This window comes from Streptomyces sp. GDS52, assembly GCF_052246875.1.
Taxonomy (GTDB): Bacteria; Actinomycetota; Actinomycetes; order Streptomycetales; family Streptomycetaceae; genus Streptomyces; species Streptomyces cathayae.
Window position 1 is genome coordinate 1,614,182 of record NZ_CM125966.1, and the last position, 18,059, is coordinate 1,632,240.

The 18,059-nt window shown below is 70.5% G+C and carries 21 protein-coding genes; 16 read left to right on the top strand and 5 right to left on the bottom strand.

Annotated elements, in window-relative coordinates:
- The first annotated feature begins 125 nt into the window (after nucleotides 1-125).
- From ACTWJ9_RS07295 to ACTWJ9_RS07325, 7 genes are all read left to right on the top strand, one after another.
- Nucleotides 126-1,241, top strand: a complete 1,116-nt coding sequence (locus ACTWJ9_RS07295) for a C40 family peptidase (RefSeq protein ID WP_443295426.1) — start codon at nucleotides 126-128, stop codon at nucleotides 1,239-1,241.
- A gap of 81 nt (nucleotides 1,242-1,322) precedes the next feature.
- Complete coding sequence (locus tag ACTWJ9_RS07300; protein ID WP_055607579.1) at nucleotides 1,323-1,631, top strand: DUF6112 family protein; 309 nt, start codon at nucleotides 1,323-1,325, stop codon at nucleotides 1,629-1,631.
- Complete coding sequence (locus tag ACTWJ9_RS07305) at nucleotides 1,631-2,317, top strand: hypothetical protein (protein WP_443295427.1); 687 nt, start codon at nucleotides 1,631-1,633, stop codon at nucleotides 2,315-2,317. The genes ACTWJ9_RS07300 and ACTWJ9_RS07305 overlap by 1 nt, the downstream gene beginning before the upstream one ends.
- A 17-nt stretch (nucleotides 2,318-2,334) precedes the next feature.
- Nucleotides 2,335-3,735 carry an SCO6881 family protein gene (locus ACTWJ9_RS07310; RefSeq protein WP_443295428.1) on the top strand — a complete coding sequence of 467 codons (1,401 nt, stop codon included), beginning with the start codon at nucleotides 2,335-2,337 and terminating at the stop codon, nucleotides 3,733-3,735.
- Nucleotides 3,736-3,816: 81 nt separating this feature from the next.
- Nucleotides 3,817-5,289, top strand: a complete 1,473-nt coding sequence (locus tag ACTWJ9_RS07315; protein ID WP_443295429.1) for an SCO6880 family protein — start codon at nucleotides 3,817-3,819, stop codon at nucleotides 5,287-5,289.
- Between the two features lie 71 nt (nucleotides 5,290-5,360).
- Nucleotides 5,361-5,816 carry a DUF6238 family protein gene (locus ACTWJ9_RS07320; RefSeq protein WP_443295430.1) on the top strand — a complete coding sequence of 152 codons (456 nt, stop codon included), beginning with the start codon at nucleotides 5,361-5,363 and terminating at the stop codon, nucleotides 5,814-5,816.
- 31 nt (nucleotides 5,817-5,847) lie between these two features.
- Entirely contained in the window at nucleotides 5,848-7,362 is a 1,515-nt protein-coding gene (locus tag ACTWJ9_RS07325) for an ATP-binding protein (protein WP_443295431.1), read from the top strand.
- A 122-nt stretch (nucleotides 7,363-7,484) separates the two neighbouring features.
- Here the strand turns inward: ACTWJ9_RS07325 and ACTWJ9_RS07330 are convergent, their stop codons facing one another.
- The 4 genes from ACTWJ9_RS07330 to ACTWJ9_RS07345 all read right to left on the bottom strand — a co-directional run bounded on the left by ACTWJ9_RS07330 (nucleotide 7,485) and on the right by ACTWJ9_RS07345 (nucleotide 11,447).
- Complete coding sequence (locus tag ACTWJ9_RS07330; protein WP_443295432.1) at nucleotides 7,485-8,180, bottom strand: hypothetical protein; 696 nt, start codon at nucleotides 8,178-8,180, stop codon at nucleotides 7,485-7,487.
- A 102-nt stretch (nucleotides 8,181-8,282) separates the two neighbouring features.
- Nucleotides 8,283-10,040 (bottom strand): hypothetical protein, encoded by a 1,758-nt coding sequence (locus tag ACTWJ9_RS07335; protein WP_443295433.1) that lies wholly within the window; start codon nucleotides 10,038-10,040, stop codon nucleotides 8,283-8,285.
- Nucleotides 10,037-10,363, bottom strand: a complete 327-nt coding sequence (locus ACTWJ9_RS07340; RefSeq protein WP_443295434.1) for a helix-turn-helix domain-containing protein — start codon at nucleotides 10,361-10,363, stop codon at nucleotides 10,037-10,039. The genes ACTWJ9_RS07335 and ACTWJ9_RS07340 overlap by 4 nt, the downstream gene beginning before the upstream one ends.
- Nucleotides 10,364-10,367: 4 nt before the next feature.
- Complete coding sequence (locus ACTWJ9_RS07345; RefSeq protein WP_443295435.1) at nucleotides 10,368-11,447, bottom strand: tyrosine-type recombinase/integrase; 1,080 nt, start codon at nucleotides 11,445-11,447, stop codon at nucleotides 10,368-10,370.
- A 492-nt stretch (nucleotides 11,448-11,939) separates the two neighbouring features.
- Between ACTWJ9_RS07345 and ACTWJ9_RS07350 the strand changes: the two genes are divergently transcribed.
- The 9 genes from ACTWJ9_RS07350 (at nucleotide 11,940) to ACTWJ9_RS07390 (ending at nucleotide 17,523) form a co-directional block, all read left to right on the top strand.
- Entirely contained in the window at nucleotides 11,940-12,494 is a 555-nt protein-coding gene (locus tag ACTWJ9_RS07350) for a hypothetical protein (protein ID WP_443295436.1), read from the top strand.
- A 319-nt stretch (nucleotides 12,495-12,813) separates the two neighbouring features.
- A complete protein-coding gene (locus ACTWJ9_RS07355; RefSeq protein ID WP_443295438.1) occupies nucleotides 12,814-13,596 on the top strand; it encodes a hypothetical protein in 783 nt (260 codons plus the stop codon).
- Between the two features lie 8 nt (nucleotides 13,597-13,604).
- A complete protein-coding gene (locus ACTWJ9_RS07360; protein ID WP_443295439.1) occupies nucleotides 13,605-14,153 on the top strand; it encodes a hypothetical protein in 549 nt (182 codons plus the stop codon).
- A gap of 77 nt (nucleotides 14,154-14,230) precedes the next feature.
- Nucleotides 14,231-14,461: a hypothetical protein gene (locus tag ACTWJ9_RS07365; RefSeq protein WP_443295441.1), complete on the top strand. Its 231-nt coding sequence runs from the start codon at nucleotides 14,231-14,233 to the stop codon at nucleotides 14,459-14,461.
- A complete protein-coding gene (locus ACTWJ9_RS07370; protein WP_443295442.1) occupies nucleotides 14,454-15,554 on the top strand; it encodes a hypothetical protein in 1,101 nt (366 codons plus the stop codon). Before ACTWJ9_RS07365 ends, ACTWJ9_RS07370 begins: the two co-directional genes overlap by 8 nt.
- A gap of 35 nt (nucleotides 15,555-15,589) precedes the next feature.
- A complete protein-coding gene (locus ACTWJ9_RS07375; RefSeq protein ID WP_443295443.1) occupies nucleotides 15,590-16,045 on the top strand; it encodes a hypothetical protein in 456 nt (151 codons plus the stop codon).
- A complete protein-coding gene (locus tag ACTWJ9_RS07380) occupies nucleotides 16,042-16,374 on the top strand; it encodes a hypothetical protein (RefSeq protein ID WP_443295444.1) in 333 nt (110 codons plus the stop codon). Before ACTWJ9_RS07375 ends, ACTWJ9_RS07380 begins: the two co-directional genes overlap by 4 nt.
- Nucleotides 16,375-16,486: 112 nt before the next feature.
- Nucleotides 16,487-16,984 (top strand): hypothetical protein, encoded by a 498-nt coding sequence (locus ACTWJ9_RS07385; protein ID WP_443295445.1) that lies wholly within the window; start codon nucleotides 16,487-16,489, stop codon nucleotides 16,982-16,984.
- 104 nt (nucleotides 16,985-17,088) lie between these two features.
- Complete coding sequence (locus ACTWJ9_RS07390) at nucleotides 17,089-17,523, top strand: hypothetical protein (RefSeq protein WP_443295446.1); 435 nt, start codon at nucleotides 17,089-17,091, stop codon at nucleotides 17,521-17,523.
- A gap of 280 nt (nucleotides 17,524-17,803) precedes the next feature.
- On the opposite strand, the gene ACTWJ9_RS07395 is transcribed toward ACTWJ9_RS07390, so the two are convergent.
- On the bottom strand, nucleotides 17,804-18,016 hold the full coding sequence (locus ACTWJ9_RS07395; protein WP_443295447.1) for a hypothetical protein: 213 nt from the start codon (nucleotides 18,014-18,016) through the stop codon (nucleotides 17,804-17,806).
- Between the last annotated feature and the right edge of the window lie 43 nt (nucleotides 18,017-18,059).

Genomic DNA, 18,059 nt, shown 5'->3' on the forward strand with positions numbered 1-18,059 from the left:
CGCGCCCCTTCCACCCGTCTCCACGCGTACGCGGCACGCCGGACATCATCTCCGAAGGAGACCTTCGTGACGTCTCGTTACCCGCCCCTGCCCGCGCCCTCCGCTGTGCAAGGGGGCCGGGCAGGTTGAAGGCGCTCGCCGCCGGCATCGGCGTCGTCGTCCTCTCCCCCTTCCTCCTCGGCGGGGCGGCCATGATGATGGCCACGTCCAGCGAAGCCGCAGCACAGAGCAGCGCGTCCCTTCAGTGCCTGCCCGACCTGGACACCGACAAGGTCACCGAACAGGTCACCAAGATCCTCGACGGCGCGGACGCCTCCGACATCTCTATCGAGGGCCTGGACCTGCCCGGTGAGCAGATCCCGAACGCACAGACCATCGTCGCCGCCGGGATCAGTCTCCACGTGCCCAAGCGCGGGCAGATCGTCGCTCTCGCCACCGCCATGCAGGAATCCCGGCTGCGCAACCTTGCCTACGGGGACCGCGACTCCCTCGGCCTGTTCCAGCAGCGGCCCAGCCAGGGCTGGGGCACGGCCGAGCAGATCCGCGATCCCGTCTACACGTCCGAGAGGTTCTACAAGGCGCTTCTGCAGGTGAGTGGCTGGCAGCAGCTGACCGTGACCCAGGCCGCCCAAGCCGTACAGAAATCCGGCTACCCAGACGCCTATGCCCAGTGGGAGCCGCTGGCGACCGCGCTGCAGAAGGCCATCGCCGCCACCTTCCCCGGCGCCGGTGACGATGCCGGCCAGGGGGCCGACGGCGCATCCTCGCTGTCCGGCTGCACCATGGAAGACGGCTCGTCCTTCGGGAAGATCCCGGAAGGCGCCGTCCCGAAGGGTTACAAGATCCCCAAGGACGCCGACCCGCGTGCCCGCAAGGCGATCGTCTGGGCGATGCATCAGCTCGGCACGATGTACCAGTGGGGCGGCACCTGTACCGCGCCGCACGGCCCCGACCCGATGGGCCGCTGCGACTGCAGCTCGCTGATGCAGCAGGCGTACACCAAGGCCGGCATCCCGCTCACCCGTACCACGTACACGCAGGTCAACGAGGGCAAGGCCGTCTCCGGCAAGGCCATGAAGCCCGGTGACCTGATCTTCAGCCGCGGCAGCGCTGCTCGCCCCGAGCACGTCGGCATGTACCTGGGCGAGGGGCTCGTCATCGAGGCCCCGCGCACGGGCAGGCCCGTACGCATCACCCCGCTCAAGGACTGGAATGTCCTCGCCGTGCGCCGCGTCCTGTGACGCCGGCCTCCGCCCAGCCCACCCTTTCCGTTCCCCACGTCTACCCTCTGGCCTGCGTACGCAAGGAGCCTTGCCGCACCCATGACATCTCTCGCCGACCGGCTCTATCTCGCCTTCGACCCCGGGATCACTCCCAAGGGCGGTGGCCTGCCGGGGCTCTCCGTCCTGAAGAGCGTCGTCAGTTCCATCAACATGTTCGGCATCATCGCCGTGGTCGGCGCCCTCGCCGTCAGCCTGGCGGTGTGGGCCTGGGGCCACCACACCGGAGGTCACCAGGCCGAGGCGAACGGCAAGAAGGGGGCGACCGTGGCCGCGGGCGCCGCCCTCGGCCTTGGCGCCGCGAACGGCATTGTCGCCTTTTTCTCGGCGCTGGGGTCGCAGGTCCAGTGATGAGGAACCGATTCTCTCTGTCGGCCTACGGCGTCGGCTGGTCGGCGAACCGCCGCATCCTCGTGATCTCCGTGGTTCTGGCGTCGCTGCTGGCCCTGGCCGGCGTCACCGCCTATGTCACCGGCCGCCACGGGCAGCACGACGCGTCTGCCGGCCCGGCGCCGTCGACACCGCCCGGCTCGGCGCCGTCGAGCGCCGCTTCCACGCAACCAGGAGCCGAGGCGGGGTCGGTGCCCCGGCCTCCGCGGATCTCCGACCCCCTCGCCTTCGCTCGGGCCGCAGCCGAGATGCTGTGGTCCTACGACACCCGCGACACCAGCCGCGAGCAGCAGCTTGCCGGCATGGAGGCGTGGATGACGAAGGAGAGCGAGTACGGCGACTGGTCCTCGGTCTCCGCGCAGATGCCCGACCCGACCCTGTGGTCGCGTATGGCCGACCAGCGGCAGCATGCCACTGCCGCCGTCGCCGAGGCCCACTATCCGGCCGCGTTCAAGCAGGCCCTGGCCGAGGACCCTTCCGCGATCACCGAGGCGTACATCTACGCCGTGACCGTCACCGGCAAGCAGACCATCGCCTGGGCCAGGGGCGGCGGCGGGGCGGAGGGCTGGTCCATCACCCTCGCCGTGCAGTGCCGGCCCTCGACCGACTGCTCGCTCGTCGCCATCGCCCCGACCGTCGCGCCCTGACCGAAAGGAGTCCCCCCATGGGGTTTTGTGATCTCCCCCTCGCGGACACGCTCTGCACAGTCGGCGCAGCCGTGGATTTCGCCTCCGACCCGGGCAAGGCGATCGGCGACTGGATGGCCAAGAGCGCCGGCGAACTCGCCGCCGCTGCCGCCGACCTCGCGTCCAAGGCCGTCGACAGCACGACCAGGGTCGATCTCAACGCGGTCTGGTTCCGCGACAATTATGAGACGATCCTGCCCATCGGCCTGGTGGTCCTCGTGGCCACCTTCTGCGCCCAGCTCGTGCGCGCCGCGATCCGCCGCGACGGGCAGGCCCTGACGCAGGCGTTCACCGGCACCGCCTCCGGCGTGTTCTTCGCATTCGCCGCCATCGCCCTGACCACCGTCGCGATCGAAGTCGTCGACGCCCTGTCCGCCGGACTGTTCAGGGCCGCGAACATGGACATCGCCTCCGCGGTCCGTCGCATCGTGAAGGTCAATCAGATACCCGCGCTCGCCGGGCTCGGATGGCTTGTCGCCGTCTTCGCCGGCCTGGGAGCCGGCATCGGCGCCGTTCTCTACTGGTGCGTGATGATGGTCCGCAAGGTGGGCATCCTGGTCATGGTCACACTGGCCGTGTTCGCCGGGGCCGGCGGCGGCTGGGAAGTCGCACGCCGCTGGCGCAAGGGCTGGATCGAGGCCACCGCCACCCTTGTCGTCTCCAAGCTGCTGATGACGATCATCTTCGTCCTCGGCGTCGCAGCCATGGGCAAGACCGAGGCCACAGACGGCCTGGCCGCACTCGCCGACGTCCTTGCGGGCATCGTGATCATGATCCTGGTGCTGCTCTGCCCCTACGCGACCTTCAAGTTCGTGCACTGGGCAGCCGAAGGCTCCGACGGCGAGACCCTGCACCGCGCCGGTGGCGCCGGAGCGCAGCTCGCCAAGCAGCACGCCGAGCGCGCCGGGAGAAAGGCGGCCGCGATGGCGGCCACCGCAGGAACCGGCGGCGCGGCAGCCGGAGCAGGCGCGGGAGCCGGGGCCGCTCCTCAAGGGCCGGACTCGATCCCAGGGAGTGGCGGGTTTCCCGGCGACATCGCCTCCAGTCCGAGCAGCGGAGGCGCCGATCAGGAAAGCGGGCAGTCCGGCGGCTCGAGCGCCCCACCTGGCGGAGACGCCGTCAAGTCCGGCCTGGAAAGGGCCGTGCAGCCTGCGCCGACCAGCGTCACCGACGATACGAACGGCCAGGTCGGTGGCGACCCCGCCGGTGGCGGCTCAGGATCCGGCTCCGGTGCCACCTCCGGTCAGATCGGTGGCTGGATCTCCACTCCACCGTCCACCACGCCTCCGCCGCAGGGCGCCCCGCCGCCCTCTGGTTCCCAGGCGGCCGGTGCCGGCAGCGGCGCGGCATTCCCTCCGCCTCCCCCGACCAGCCTCTGATCGCCCTGGCCATGCCCGGGGGCGGGACGGGTACTTCGCTCCCCGCCCCCGGACCCCGCCAGCGTCCCTTGGACCAACCCCTTGTCTGATGTCTCCGTCGCCCCGGTCACGGTGAAGTTCCCACACCGGTCCCGCCGTGGCATCCTCCTCGGTCTTTCTCTCCCCCAACTCGTCCTCGTCTCCGGCGCGCTGGCGCTGCTGCTGATGACGGTGATCTCCACCGGGCTGCTCGGCGCCGTGGCACTGGCCCCGCTGTGGGCAGCCGTCGCCGCGCTGGCCGTGATCCGCCGCCACGGCCGGTCCCTGATCGACTGGGCACCGATCGTCACCCGCTACGCGATCCGTCGCCGCACCGGGCACACCCTCTGGCTCGCCCGGCCGGTCACCCGCCCGCAGCGGGACGGCATCCTGCACCTGCCCGGCACCGCCGCCTCCCTGAAGGTCGTCACCCCCGGCGACTCCGCCAACGGCGCCGCAGCCGTCCACGACCCGCACCGGCAGACCCTCACCGCCGTCGCCCGCGCCTCCTCCCGCGCGTTCGCCCTGCTCGACCCGGCCACTCAGAACGCGAACGTCAACGGCTGGGGCCGTGCACTGGCCGGCACCGCCCGCACCGGACACGTCGCCACCGTGCAGGTCCTGGAACGCACCGTCCCCGACTCCGGCGACACCCTCTCCCGGCACTGGGCCCAACACGGCCGGTCCGAGACCCCGGTCGCCGGACAGATCTACTCCGAGCTCGTCGCCTCCGCAGGGCCGGCAGCCGCCCCGCACGAGACCTACCTCGCCATCTCCCTCGATCTGAAGGCCGCCAAGCGGCTCATCTCGCAGGCGGGCGGCGGACTGCCGGGCGCCTTCACGGTCCTGCAGCAGACCACCTCCTCCATCGCCCAGGCCGCCCGCAACGCCGGCCTCATGGTCACCGGCTGGCTGACCGCCCGGGAGATCGCCGCCGTCATCCGCACCGCCTACGACCCCAAGGCCCTCGCCGCCCTGCAGCAGTGGTCGGACACCGGCCGGGCGGAGGCCGATCCGGCCGCCGCCGGCCCCGTCGTCCAGGTCGAGGAATACGACCGGCTCGCCACCGACACCGCGCGCCACGCCACGTACTGGGTGGAGAACTGGCCCCGGACGGAGTCGCACGCCGGGTTCCTGCACGGGCTGATGTTCACCACAGGCGTCCGCCGCAGCCTCTCCCTCATCTACGTCCCGCAGGGGCTCGAGTCCGCGCTCCGCGACGTACAGCGCCGCAAGGCCGCGATCATCGCCGACGCCAACGAACGCGCCCGCCGCGGCCAGGTCGACAGCGAGGAGGACTCCGTCGAATACGCCGACGTCAAGGCCCGTGAACGGCAGCTCATCGCCGGGCACGCCGACGTCGCCCTGACCGGCCTGGTCACCGTCACCGCCGAGACCGACGCCCTGCTCGACGCGGCCTGCGCACAGATCGAGACCGCCGCCGTCACCGCCGGCGTCGACCTGCGCCGCCTCAACTACCAGCAGCCCGACGCCTTCACCCTCGGCGCACTCCCCCTCGCCCGCACCGCCCTCTGAACAACGCCGTCCCCCGCCGGGACCATTCGCCCACCCTGCCCACCGGCCGGTGGCAGGAAGGACCGCCCTCTTTGACCACCACCTCTCCGGACGAAGCACACCCCTATCTCCGCGCCGCGAGCGCCGGGATCCGCCACCACCGAAAGATCGCGCAGACCGAGCGCACGGCGGTCGACCGCGCGCACCTCGACGTGTTGCACGCCCACCTCACCGCCGTGCACCAGCTCGCCGACCAGCTCGCCGGCACAGCCCGGCCCTCCCACCCCACCGCAGGCCGACACCTCGCCACCGCCCGAACCCGGCTCTGGCAGGCCACCGCAGAGGTCCATTCCGCCTTCCACCTCCTGCCGGCAGCCCTCTCCCCGACCAGCACCCAGACCACCGAGTGCCGTCCCGACCAGCTCCCCGAGGGACCATCGGTACTGACCATCTGCCAGCGCCACCTGGCCGCCGGACACATCGTCCGCCGCAAGAACACACCCACCGACCTCAACCGCCCGCCGCACACCACCGCGTGCATCCGATGAGCACTACTCACCCGCCGAATCGAGAACCCCGATGAGCCTCCGGCCCGCCCGCCGAGCCCGGCGCGCCTCGGCCTCTCCCCTGTTCACCCCGCACGGCACTGACCGGGCCGGCCGCAAGGCAGCCCGCCGTCGGCTCGCCGAGGCCGCCGCCAAGGCCCGTTCCGAAGCCGTCGGTCATGCGGCAGGCACGGCCCCCACCAAGCACGAGACCCCGGCCCCCCTCTACCCGCCCAGCGGACGGCCCGGCCCCGCATCGGCCCGCGGAAACCGACTCAGGCTCCCCGCGCATCGCATGACCACCGCCATCGCTGCCGGGGCGTACCCCTTCCTCGCCGAAGGCGGGCTCGGCGCCGAGGGCATCTACATCGGCCGCGACGTCCACGCCGAAGCAAGCTTCGTCTTCGACCCGTTCGCCCTGTACGGGAAGGTCGAGGGCTTCACCAACCCGAACGTGCTGCTGGCCGGGGTGATCGGACAGGGCAAGAGCGCGCTGGCCAAGAGCTTCGCTCTCCGCTCCGTCGCCTTCGGCTACCGCGTCTACGTGCCCTGCGATCCCAAGGGCGAGTGGACGCCCGTGGCCGCCGCGCTCGGCGGCACGTCCGTCGCGCTCGGTCCCGGACTTCCCGGCAGGCTGAACCCGCTGGACGCCGCACCGCGCCCCGCCTCCATCTCGGAGTCGGACTGGGCCGGGGAGATCCGCAAGCGCCGGCTGCTCCTGCTCGCTTCCCTGGCCCGCACCGTCCTCGGCCGGGACCTGCTCCCGATGGAGCACACCGCCCTGGACGTCGCCCTCGACGCCGCCGTCGCCCAGGCTGCTGGCTCAGGCCGGACACCGCTGCTCGGCGACGTCGCCGCTGCCCTCAACAACTCCGACCAGCTCGACGAGGCCGCCGGCCTCATGTCCGGACGGCTCGGAGACGCCGCACGCGACCTCGCCCACGCCATGCGCCGACTCGTCCACGGCGACCTGGCGGGCATGTTCGACGCCCCCAGTACGGTCGCCTTCGACCCCGACAGCCCGATGCTCACCATCGACCTCTCGCGGCTGGGCGGATCCGGCGACGACACTGCCCTCGTCCTCGCCATGACCTGCGCCTCCGCCTGGATGGAATCCGCCCTCACCGACCCGCGCGGCGGTCGGCGCTGGATCGTCTACGACGAAGCCTGGCGCCTCATGCGGCACCCGGGCCTGCTCCAGCGCATGCAGGCCCAGTGGAAACTCTCCCGCGGACTCGGCATCGCCAACCTGATGGTCATCCACCGGCTGTCCGACCTGCTCACCGCCGGCGACGCCGGATCACAAGGCCGCGCCCTGGCCGAAGGACTCCTCGCCGACTGCTCCACCCGGATCATCTACCGCCAGGAGACCGACCAGCTCCACGCCGCAGCCACCCTCCTCGGTCTCACCTCCGTCGAAGCCGAAGCCATCGCCCACCTCAACCGCGGGCGCGGTCTGTGGAAGGTCGCCGGCCGGAGCTTCATCGTCCAACACCTCCTCCACGCCCACGAGCTGGCCCTCTTCGACACGGACGCCCGCATGCACTGAAAGGTCCGTGAGTTGCCGACTTCTGCGCCCATGATTCCCATGAACCCACGGGTGGTATCCCGGTAATGAAGGTATCTCGACCGGAAGTTCCGCGAACCATCGACGCCACCGCCACCGAAGTCCTACATGCGGTCGGAGGCCAGCTGGGCGCTCTCGGGCTTAATCGCGGCGGTCATGCGGACCAATTCCGGGAGTCGGATCGTCTTGGCCGCCTCCCAGACGAGGCACTCGGTGTCGCCGTACTGCGGCAGGGGCACCTTCGGGCGCTGTCTCGGATACTGGCGCAGCACCAGGCGCTCGATGATCCGAGCCTGCCAGCGCGGCACCTTCACCTTCTGAAGGACGACGCCACCATGCAGCTCGTGGTCGCGCACCCGCTGGTCGAGTCCGATGCCGATCTTGACGAACCGCTCGCCGTACCAATCCGGGAATGCAATCAGGTAGACCCAGGTCGGGGTCTCATCGCCCAGGAAGAAGGAGCCCAGTTCGTAGAAGAGCCATCGGTCGGACCATGGCGCGCGCCCCACTGCCGTGTACCCGCCCGCGTGCCACAGTACGACGTCTTCCAGCGGGATCGTGTCAATCAGGGCTTCCAAACGGTCGATGAAGTGCATTTGCTGTTTGTGCGGGGTGTTGCGTTTGTGCCCACACGGGCACTTGATGCGCTTTCGCACCTCGGCGTACGGGTGCCAGCTGTATGCGCGGACCCGGCTGCATTCATCGCAGGTACGTATCTCAACCGGCTGCGGAATGCCCTGGTGAACCCGCTCGCTCGGCTCGCCGTGCCACACATCGATGCGCTTGGCCTGCATGCCCATTCGCCCACCCCCGGCGCGCATCGTACAGCCGTTCACACGGCGTCGGCGGGGCTCCCGATCAGGCGCGCCGCCTCCTGGGGAGTGACGGCATTTCACTCCTGGTCACGGTGCTTCTGGAAGCGTCACCTTCTGTGGGTTCGCGGTAGTCAATTCGGGGTGCTCAAGGGTGCTGGCGTAGCGGAGGGCCGCGTCGATCGACAACCCAAACAGGTCGCAGATGCGGCGCACGTCGCCGCCGGTCGCGTGGATCTCCTGGAGGATGCGGTCCTCACGAAGCGCCTGCGGTTTCAACTGTGCTTTTACCCAAGGGAAGTTGCGACTGACTGGTGTTGTACGGGGAGCCGTCTTCCGGTTGATGAACAGGTGCGGGTTCACGGTGTCCGGCCACGTACGGGCCCGGTGGTCGAGGTAGGCCCGGAGCCGTGTCCGCACGGGCCCGGCGAGCGGGATGACTCGGCCATCCACGTTGAGCCGGCCGTCGCGGACGTCGGTCAGCTGCAGCGCGGCCAGCTGCGGGCTGGTGAGTGCGTGGAAGGCGACCAGCGCGACGGCGAACGCGCAGGCGGGATCGGGCGAGTTGAGCGCGTTACGGATCGCCTCGGTGTCCAGCGGCATGGGGATGGTGGCGCCCACGGGGGTAACCCGCAGGCCGCGGGTGGGGTTCATGAAGATCTGCTTGCGCGCCTTGAGGACGGTGAACAGCGACCGGAGGCCGTGCTCGGCGAAGTTGCGGTGCGCCCCGCGTTCCGGCAGCGCGGCCACGACCTCGCCCTTGGTGATCTCTGCCAAGGACTGGTGTCCCTCGGCGGCCCACGCTCGCAGGATCGGTGCCATGCCGAGGATGTGGAGGTGCGCGGTCTGCGGATGGCGGGCGCGCCGACGGGGCGCCTGACGGCTGCCGTCGATCATCACGTCGAGCCAGATCTGGAGCTGGTCGGTCATCTTCGGTGGCAGGTCGGCAGTGTGCTTGGCGAAGTAGTGGCGAACGGCCAGCGTGCGGTCGTCGATGAGCAGGTCGGCGGCGTCGAGGATCTCCAACGTGGACAGGGCGGTTCCGCCCAGGCGGGGCAGATCCAGGACGTCGCTGGCGTGGATCTTGGCACCGGGAGTGTCCTGGAGGGCCTGCAGGAGCTTGAGGGAGCGTTTGACTTCATTGGTGAGCTTCTTGCTCCAACCGTGCCGGGTGGCGTGGTCACGCAGGATGCCGTCGCAATAGGCGAGCATGTCCGTGTCCGGGACCGTGATCTTGCGCTTGAGTGCAGTGCGGTCGGCGGAGTGGGGCGGCATGCGGAACAACAGCAGCTGCCGCCAGCGCGTCGGGGTGAAGTGGTCGCGACGAGGCAGCTGTGGTTCGGGACCAGGCCGTTGTCGCGCGGCGAAGGCGCGTCGTGTTTCCCCACGGGCGTAGGCGACGTGAAGGTTGGCCAGGTACAGCTGCTGGCCGCACCGGGCCACGGCGTCGTAGTCGATGGCCCGGCCGGGCTCCTTGGTCCTGCGGCCTTCCACGAGGCACAGTCGGCAGGTGCCAGCATCGCCGATCGGGGTGTACCGGCCGCAGACCATGCACTCGCCTTCGGGGTAGTGCGTGTACCACCAACGGCAGCTCCAGCAGTGCCAGTTGTTGGCGCGGTGGACGCCCCAGGCCAGGCATCCACGGCACGAGCCGGGGTGCAGCGGGGCACCGGGGTGGCACACGTCGCACAGCCCCTGGCTGAAGTAGTCGGCCGAGCCGCACCCGCGACACGGGGGCGGGGTGACCGGTCCGCCCGGCACACACGCGTAGCAGAAGTCCATCCGCGGCTTGGTCCAGGCGACCCGGTTGACCTGGCACACGGCGCACTTCGACGGCGGTCTGGTCACAGCGGCGGCTCCGACCGTGGATTGCCGAACCGTGGCTTGATGACCACCGGCGCCTCGGACTCCCCGGACGCCACCTTCTCCTTCTTCGGCCGCCGAGCCGCCACCTTCTCGGGTTCGCGGATCAGCAGCGCGCTCGGATCACAGTCCAGGACCGCGCAGATCACGTCCAGGTCGTCCAGGCGGATCGTGGTCGGCGTGCCGGTCCACAGGGCCGACATCTTCCCGGTGCTGATCTCCAGGCCGGCCTCGGCGAGGAGTCTGCGCATCTCTGCGGACTTCCAGATGCCGCACTCGGCCGCCTTCATCCGCAGGTTCCACTGCACCGCGTCACACCTCCAGTCCGAATCGGGCCTCCAGCCGCTGGTTGGCCTGCGCCCAGGACCGCTCGATGTGGTCGCTGCGGACGTGGATATACCGGGTCGTCGTGGACAACCACTCGTGACCCAACAGCTCCTGCAGTGCCTTGAGATCCATCCCGTCGCCGTACAACGAGGAGGCACAGTAATGCCGCAGCACGTGCGGCGTGAGCCGTCCGGCCCACGCCGGCAGCCACAGCTTCGTCTGCTGGGTGAGCGCGGCGCGCAAGGCGTCGTCCCCGACGCGGCGGCAGCGGTTCAGGTCCGCATCGTGCCGCTCGCTCGGCAGCATCGGAGCGTCGGGGTCGGACCAGTCCGAGTCGAACTGGTGGCGGACCTCGGCGAGCCACCAGTCGATCAGTCGATCCGCGCCGTTGATCGCGGGCACCAGTCGGGGTTCGGGTCCGCGGCCTCGGCTGCCCTTGCCGTAGCGGACGTGGAGCTTGCCGAACTCTCCCAGGTCCGGCCGCCAGTCCCGGATGTCGAGCATGACGGTCTCGTTCATGCGCAGGCCCAGCCGACGCCACAGCGACGCGGCGAAGTAGTTCCGCGCCGCCGGCAGGTACTTGCGGGCATCGACGACGGACGCGCGCCACTGTGTGAACAGCTGATCAACTTCGGCGTCCGACGGCGGGATCCGCACCTCGGCCTGGTGCCTGCCGGGCGGCCGGTTGAACTCGTCGATCGGCTGCTCGACAACGCTGCCGGTCAGAGCGTGGATATCGCCCTGGTAGCGAGTGATCAGGAAGTCGTAGAACTGGGCGATCAAACCGGCCTTGCCAGCCCAGGTGTTGGCGCTGTTCCCCTCGCGTCGGAGCCCGGTCAGGAACCGGTCCGCGTCGTCACACGTGGCCGTCCAAAACGGCCCCGGCAGCGACCGAGCGAAGTCGATGACCACGGTGCGGGCATTACCGACATGCCCGTCGGTCAGGCCAGCCGCGGCCATGGACAAGGCGTACTGGTCGACGATCTCCTGCTCAAAGTCTTCGGTCTCCTGCTGCGTCCGCAGGCCCCGCGGGGACGACAGGTTGCGCACCACGGCCAGGGTCATGGGCGCCTCGGTTCAGGGATCCGGCGCATGTGTCAGGGATACCGGCGAACCTTCATGAATCCCGACGGAACGTCGAGATTTTCACCCCCGCGAGTGAACCCTGGCCGACCTGCACCTCCAGCTCAGGGGACTGCCCACGCGTCGAAGAAACACACGTCCATAGAGACAAACGCCAGGGCGTTCACAAACACCGATCCGCGCTCTCGGCCGTTCATCTGCCCCACAACCGCCGACGGTTCCCTCCCTGGCCGATCACTGCCCCCCTACCTCCAGGAGGCCCACCTGTATCCGAGCCGCGCCAGTGCCTTCGCCACAGCACTCGCACCCCATCTGCCCGAAGGGTGGTGCCGCAAATACATCGGTTTCCGGCTCCCCAGCGACCCTCATATAGCCGACCAGGTCTGGGACCGCGGCCCGACCCATTCGGCCCTGCTCGACTGGCCCAACACCCGTACGGGCTTCGTCAGAGGACCAGACGGCGAGGAGCTCTGTGTGCTGGAGCGCCCCCGCCACCCCCGTCAGTACCTGGTGGCTCCCCTGCAGCCCGCAGGGTTCTTGCCACACCACTTCAGGGGCGTCGACGAGCCCACCGGAATCGCGGTCCCCGACGATCCGGCCCGTGCCGCAGCCGCCGTCAGCCGACGGGTCCTGCCCCGCCTCCGGATCGCCCTGGCAGCCGTACGGCACAACGCAGCCGCCCAGCCCGAGCCTCCCCACCGGCCTGAGCCGCCGCAGGTGGCGCGCGTCGTCACCCTGACTTGGTACCAGGACGACGCCCTCGGCACGCCGTACAACAGCGTCCCCGAGGACGCCCGCACGGACCTGTACGTGCTCGGCTTCCAGTACCACCCCCACCAGGCAGCGTTCCTGCTCCCTGCCACATACGGCGAGGACGGCCGCGACCTGCGTCTGCGAGCGCTGGTTCACCAGCTCGCCCAGAAGGGCATCGGCGTGAACCTCCGCCACACCCCCACACCCGCCATCGCCACAACACGCCCGGCCGCCCCCGTACCGACCAGCCCCTCGGTGACCGCCCACCGTCGGTGAGCCGACCGCTCACCGCGCCCCTTCCCGTCCCCAGCCAGGAGGAGCCCCCATCCGCCCCACCCGCCGCACTCTGCCCCTGATCACCGCCGTTGTTTGCCTCGCTCTCGCCGCGACCGCCTGCTCCAGCGACACGGACGGCACCACCCCTGCTGCCGCAGACCAGACGAAGGCGCCCAGCGCCGCACCGAAGCTGGCCCCCGCGCTCACCCCGGTCGAGGCCCGTAACGCCATCGCCGCCTACTCGACGACGAACAACCTCGCCCACCTCAAGCGCGACCGCGCGCTCCTCGATTCCGTCGAGGGCGGCCCCCGGTACGCGATGTCGCTGGCCGGCCTCAAGGAAGACGAGGCCCTACCGAAAGCGGACCGCGAGCCGTACCGGCCGTGGTCGTACGACCTCGCCGCAACCGACCTCTACATCCCGCGCCTGCAGCACCGGCAGCAGCGGTGGTTCGCCGCCGTCACCCGGGCCGGCAGCAAGAAGCAGTACGCCCGCGTCCTGGTCCTGGCCGAGAACGCGAAGTCGAAGCGGTGGGAGATGGTCGCCACCGTCGACCTCGACAACCCCTCCCAGCTCCCGAAGATCGTGCTGGACAAGGACGGCTACGCCACGGCAGTCGACCCCGCTTCCACGTCCCTGGCCACTCCCGTCGACCTGCTGCGCTCGGCCGTGATCGACAATTTCGCCACCGGCGGCGACCTCACCGGACGCAAGGTGCTGGCCCCCACCGAGGCCGCCAAGCGGCAGGTCAAGGGCCACCACGACACGATCCACAAGTTCGGTACCCGAGGCACCACCCAGTTCGCCTCCGCGGCCACGCAGTTCCCCGACAGCTACGCGTTGAAGACCTCCACGGGCGCGCTCGTCGTCTTCTCCCACAACCACACCCAGCACGACGCCGTCGCTGCGCCGGGTCTGGAGATCGTGCCGGAGAAGCGGGACCGCGCCTGGCTCGGCACCACACCCCGCCCCGCCTTCACCTACACCTTCACCTGCTCGGACGTCGCCGCCGTCCCGACTGCGCCCGAGCCGTCCCGTCTGCTGGGCTACGGATGCCGCCGCACGGACGCCGAGGCGAGCGGACCCAGCGCCGCCGTCTAGGAGACCGTATGCAGCATCCCGACTTCGAGCTGTACGACAATGCGGGCCGCGACGGCGACCAGATCGCCGCCGCCCACTTCGGCATCGCCACCCGCGATGACCTGCTGCGCTGGGCACGCCGGGACGCCGGGCCGTTCCTCGCCCAGCATCCGCTCCCCGCCGAGCCGCTCCCGGTGCCGGATCCGGCCCCGTATCTCGCCGCCCTCGCCGCAGCCGAGACACCCGCCGAGGTCAGCGCCGTCACCCAACGCCTCCTGGACGCCGCCCAACCCGCTCTGAGCGCAATGAGTGACCTCCTCGTGGCCATTGCTCGGTGGGGCGACCGCCACCGGTTCGCGGAGCAGGGGTCTCCGCCCAAGCTGCTGATGGAAGCCGCCGGCCGCAGCCTGTCCGTACTGGCCGTCGCCGACGAAGCCGACCTGGCCGTCCTGCGCGCCGAGTACGACCCCGCACCGGCACCGCCGAAGGCACCCAACTCCGGCCGTCCCCAGGCACCGTCTGGCCTGCCTCCGAATCCACCGCCCGCACCGCGCACCGGCCCCGCACCCGGCCGGTAGCCGCTTGACACCCCGGGAGGCCCACCCTGTCGACCCGATCGTTTATCGCCCGCACCGAGCTGGTGCGGGCGGCCCCGATGGGCGGCCTCGTCCCCGGCAAGGACTACTTGGTGGCGGCCGTCACCATCACCAGCCCCGCCTTCAAAGTCCTGCGCCCGCTGTCGGCCCACCGTTCCCGCAAGCATTCCAAGCAGGTGATCGCCCAGCACAGAGACAACCAGCTGGAGACCGCGGCCCGGCCACACACCTGGCGGTACCGGCGTGCCCTGTGTAGCGCCTCCCACCGCCGAGTGCCGGCCCATGGCTGACGCGCAGATCATTCTCGCCTACGGCCGCGATACCGGGATCGTCGCCATCGGCCACGGCGAGAGGTACAAGGCCGCGCACCAGGCGCTCGCCGCAGCCGGCTTCCGCCGTGGCGACGACTGGGTGTTCCACCTGCCGGGCGTGGACGAGGACGCCTCGCGTGCCACCGTGGCCAATCTGGTCCGTCACGCCACGGCGCACGGGGCGAAAGTGATGACCAGCAGTCGGCGGTTCATCGGCGACACCGCCCGGGACATCGCCCGCCTGCTGCCCGGCCAGTGGAACGCACGCATCGAGCTCTACTCCCATCCCGTATGGCAGCAGGACCTGGTGCCGTGGCTGTGGGACAGCGGCGAACTCGTCCGCGCCGTCCAAACCCAGCGGATCCCCTACGCCGCCACCCTCACCGACACAGCCGGGACGACCCTGCTACTCGTCGAACGTCCCGGTCACCAACCCGGCTACCTGATCGGCGCCTTCGCACCCGAACCGTTCGAGGAGGGATACGGCGACCCGCACGCCCCGCACAGCATCGCTCTGCCACCGTTCGCCGGCCGCGCGGCCCGGGGCATCGTGGACCGTTTCCTGCCCGCCTACGAACGCGCCGTCCACGCCCGCCGGATCGCAACCGTCGCCGAGGCCCTCGACCGCATTCACGCCGAGCAGGACGCCTGGGCCGCCATCATTGCCTCGGACCGGTACAGGAACGCGCCCCCACTTGGCGACACCGCACTCGGCGAGGCGGCCGAGACGTTCCTGAACCGGGCCTGGGCCGAGTTCCTCACCGTCGCCCAGCATGCTCCCGTCCTCCTCGACCGGTGCCGCCCTGCTGCCACCACCTGGCCCGGGGACGCCCGTGTGCTCGCCGAGCTGGCCGACGCTCTCACCGATGCCGCGGCCCTGGACGGGGATGCGTCGCTCACCCGAACGGAGCGGGACGCCCGGCTCCGGGCTGTCCTGGGCACCTGGCTCACCCACAGCGAGCCGTTCCTTCGCCAGGCTCGCGCGGCAACTCCCCCTCGGCAGCGCACAGTCCCAGCCTCCGCCCTACCGCACCAAGCCCTCTCACACGGCCAACACGCGCCCCGCCGCTGACTCCTCCCACTGCCCACCGTAAGGAGATCTCCTCTTTGGATCCTGGCACGCACTTCGTCTTCGGCACCCACAAAGATCATGGTTTCGTCGCCTCCACCACCGCCTTGATGCCCGCCCATCTGGCCCACTGGTTCCTGGTGCGGGAGCAGTTCGAGCCCGTACCCGGCTCGCCGGGCCTGTACCGGCTCACCGAGCCCGAGCGTGACGGACCGCGCCGCACCCGGCAGGCCACCCAAGACCTGCGCCGCCACGGCTACGCCGTGCACGTCGACGCCGACGTCGCCCTTGCACCGGCCAACCCGCCACGCCCGCACCGGCCGAACGGACTCACCGAACGTCGCAGCCGCATCGCCCGGGCCGCCGCCAGCCAGTCATCGCAGCGCCGTGCGGCGCCGACGACCTCGCCGCCGTCCGCACGTTCGATCCCGTCGAAGCCCACCTACGCGCCGACCGTTCACCTGACCGCTTCCACCACTGGACGGTCCCGGTGACCCCCGACACCGAGCTGATCCGCATCACCCGCGGGCCAGGGGGCGAAGTCGAAGCCGAAGGCCGCTTCGACTCCCTCGCCGCGGACATCCTGCGTCACGCCGGCTTTCTCTTCGAGCCAGCCCTGCGCGGCCACTGGATCCGGCTCCCCTTCGACATGGGACGCGACTGGGAGAACCAGCACGCGACCTGGGCCGCGGAGATGCTCACCGCCGCCCGCTACCCAGTGCATCTCGCCCCCGACCTGCGTCCAGGCGCCCCCAAGTCGCCGACGCCACGCTCACCGGCCATGACGGTGCAGGCTCCGCCTGGGCGACGGCCGCGCCGCTGACACCGACCACCAGGAAGACCCGACCTCGAATACCACGCCCCCCGGCCCCGCCGCACCGGGCCCCGGCGCCCGCACGCCGCCCGTAGCGCCCCCGAACCTAGGAGATCTCTTCATGGCTGTCCGCACACAGTGGACGATCACGCACGACTGCGGCCACGAGGTCGTCCACGACCTGTCCGACCGCCCCGCCGACAAGCGGGCCGGATTCGCCCGCTGGCTCGCAACCAAGAACTGCACCGACTGCTGGAAGACTGCCCGCGACGCCGACACCGAATCCAAGGAGCAGTGGCTCGCCACCAAGCGGGCCGAGGAACGGCAGGCCGCCGCCGAGTGGACCGAACGATTCGACATGCCGCCGCTGGAAGGCCCCGAGAAAGCCCTCGACTGGGGTGAGCGCTCCCGCCACCAGTTGATGATCGCCGCGCACACCGCGCTGGTCGTCGAGGGCGCCTGGGACGAGAACGACTGGGCGGAGCTGGAAGAGAGGGCCCGCGCGATCACCAGGGCCGGCTGGTGGATCGACCAGCGCGACGCGGAAGGCTCTGACCTGCTCGAACTCCTCGACGCCGCCACCGAGTCGGACCGCGGAACCGAGAACCCCTACCAGTAAGGACGGCCCGGAACGTAGCCGAGGATCGCCGGTTGGCCAAACCGGCGATCCTCCGGACCATTGATCCTCCCGCCGCCACCCGCCCTGCGTGGATAGGACCTTCCGTGACCGAGCCCTGCCCGCCCCCGCCCCCTCTGGCCTTCGTGCCCACCCCCGACCCGCTCACCCCCTCCCGGGACGTCACCCACGCCCACTTCGAGGCCGGCGACCAGATCGTCGTCCTCAAGGGAGTCACCGGCGGAGAGCTGTGGGGAGACGCCATGCGTGTCGTCGCCCCCTCCTGGCACACGCCGACCGACGAGGACGGGTGGCGGCTGCGCGACGCCACCGGCGGAGCCCAGACCTACATCACCGGCCACCCGCGCTACCTCGTGCACCTCTCGCGCCGCTGCCCGGACTGCCTGATCCACCTGCGCGCCATGGAAGACCACCTTCTGCCGAAGTACGCAGGGCAGGACGCACTGATCGACTGCGGCTGGTACACCACCACAGCCCTCGGCCAGCTTGTGCACATTGCCGACATCAGGCGCGGCCAATGAGCCTGCCCGTCTGCCGCCCCGGCGCGCGAGCGCTCCCTGATCACCACACTCCGCCCGCGACCTCCGCCACCCAGGTCGCCAAGGCCATCTGAGTAACACCGCCATGATCCCCCGAGTCAGCGCCCGTACCCACACTCCGCGCGGCCCGCTCTGCGAGGCCCTGGGACGAACCGGTGTTGCCACCGCCCCACCCACGGTACGAAATACCCCATGACGATCACCGTAGGAGATTCGTCCCGTTGCCTCTGACCGACCGATTCCTGGCCGTCCGCCGTGCCCCTCACTCCGACGTGAGGTCCTCGCCCGGGGCAGCGCCCCCGAGGCCCACAGCATTCTTCAGCGCGCAGGGCTCGTCCCTGTCGTCCAGCTCCACGAGACCTGGCACCGCGTACCCATCGATCTCACGGTGGACGAGGAGATCCGCCTCGCCACCAAAGCCGTAGCCCGGCTGCGAGCCGTCGGCTACCACGTCGACTGCGACAAGGACTTCCACACCGCCCGGTGTCCCGCCTCGCTATCTGCCGCTGGGCTCCCAG

What these genes read in the sequence shown, in the direction of transcription:
- ACTWJ9_RS07300 (WP_055607579.1), top strand. Translation starts at nt 1,323, where the DNA reads ATGACATCTCTCGCCGACCGGCTCTATCTCGCCTTCGACCCCGGGATC.
- ACTWJ9_RS07370 (WP_443295442.1), top strand. Translation starts at nt 14,454, where the DNA reads ATGGCTGACGCGCAGATCATTCTCGCCTACGGCCGCGATACCGGGATC.
- ACTWJ9_RS07365 (WP_443295441.1), top strand. Translation starts at nt 14,231, where the DNA reads ATGGGCGGCCTCGTCCCCGGCAAGGACTACTTGGTGGCGGCCGTCACC.
- ACTWJ9_RS07345 (WP_443295435.1), bottom strand. Translation starts at nt 11,447, where the DNA reads ATGACCCTGGCCGTGGTGCGCAACCTGTCGTCCCCGCGGGGCCTGCGG.
- ACTWJ9_RS07355 (WP_443295438.1), top strand. Translation starts at nt 12,814, where the DNA reads ATGTCGCTGGCCGGCCTCAAGGAAGACGAGGCCCTACCGAAAGCGGAC.
- ACTWJ9_RS07330 (WP_443295432.1), bottom strand. Translation starts at nt 8,180, where the DNA reads ATGGGCATGCAGGCCAAGCGCATCGATGTGTGGCACGGCGAGCCGAGC.
- ACTWJ9_RS07305 (WP_443295427.1), top strand. Translation starts at nt 1,631, where the DNA reads ATGAGGAACCGATTCTCTCTGTCGGCCTACGGCGTCGGCTGGTCGGCG.
- ACTWJ9_RS07385 (WP_443295445.1), top strand. Translation starts at nt 16,487, where the DNA reads ATGGCTGTCCGCACACAGTGGACGATCACGCACGACTGCGGCCACGAG.
- ACTWJ9_RS07325 (WP_443295431.1), top strand. Translation starts at nt 5,848, where the DNA reads ATGAGCCTCCGGCCCGCCCGCCGAGCCCGGCGCGCCTCGGCCTCTCCC.
- ACTWJ9_RS07360 (WP_443295439.1), top strand. Translation starts at nt 13,605, where the DNA reads ATGCAGCATCCCGACTTCGAGCTGTACGACAATGCGGGCCGCGACGGC.
- ACTWJ9_RS07310 (WP_443295428.1), top strand. Translation starts at nt 2,335, where the DNA reads ATGGGGTTTTGTGATCTCCCCCTCGCGGACACGCTCTGCACAGTCGGC.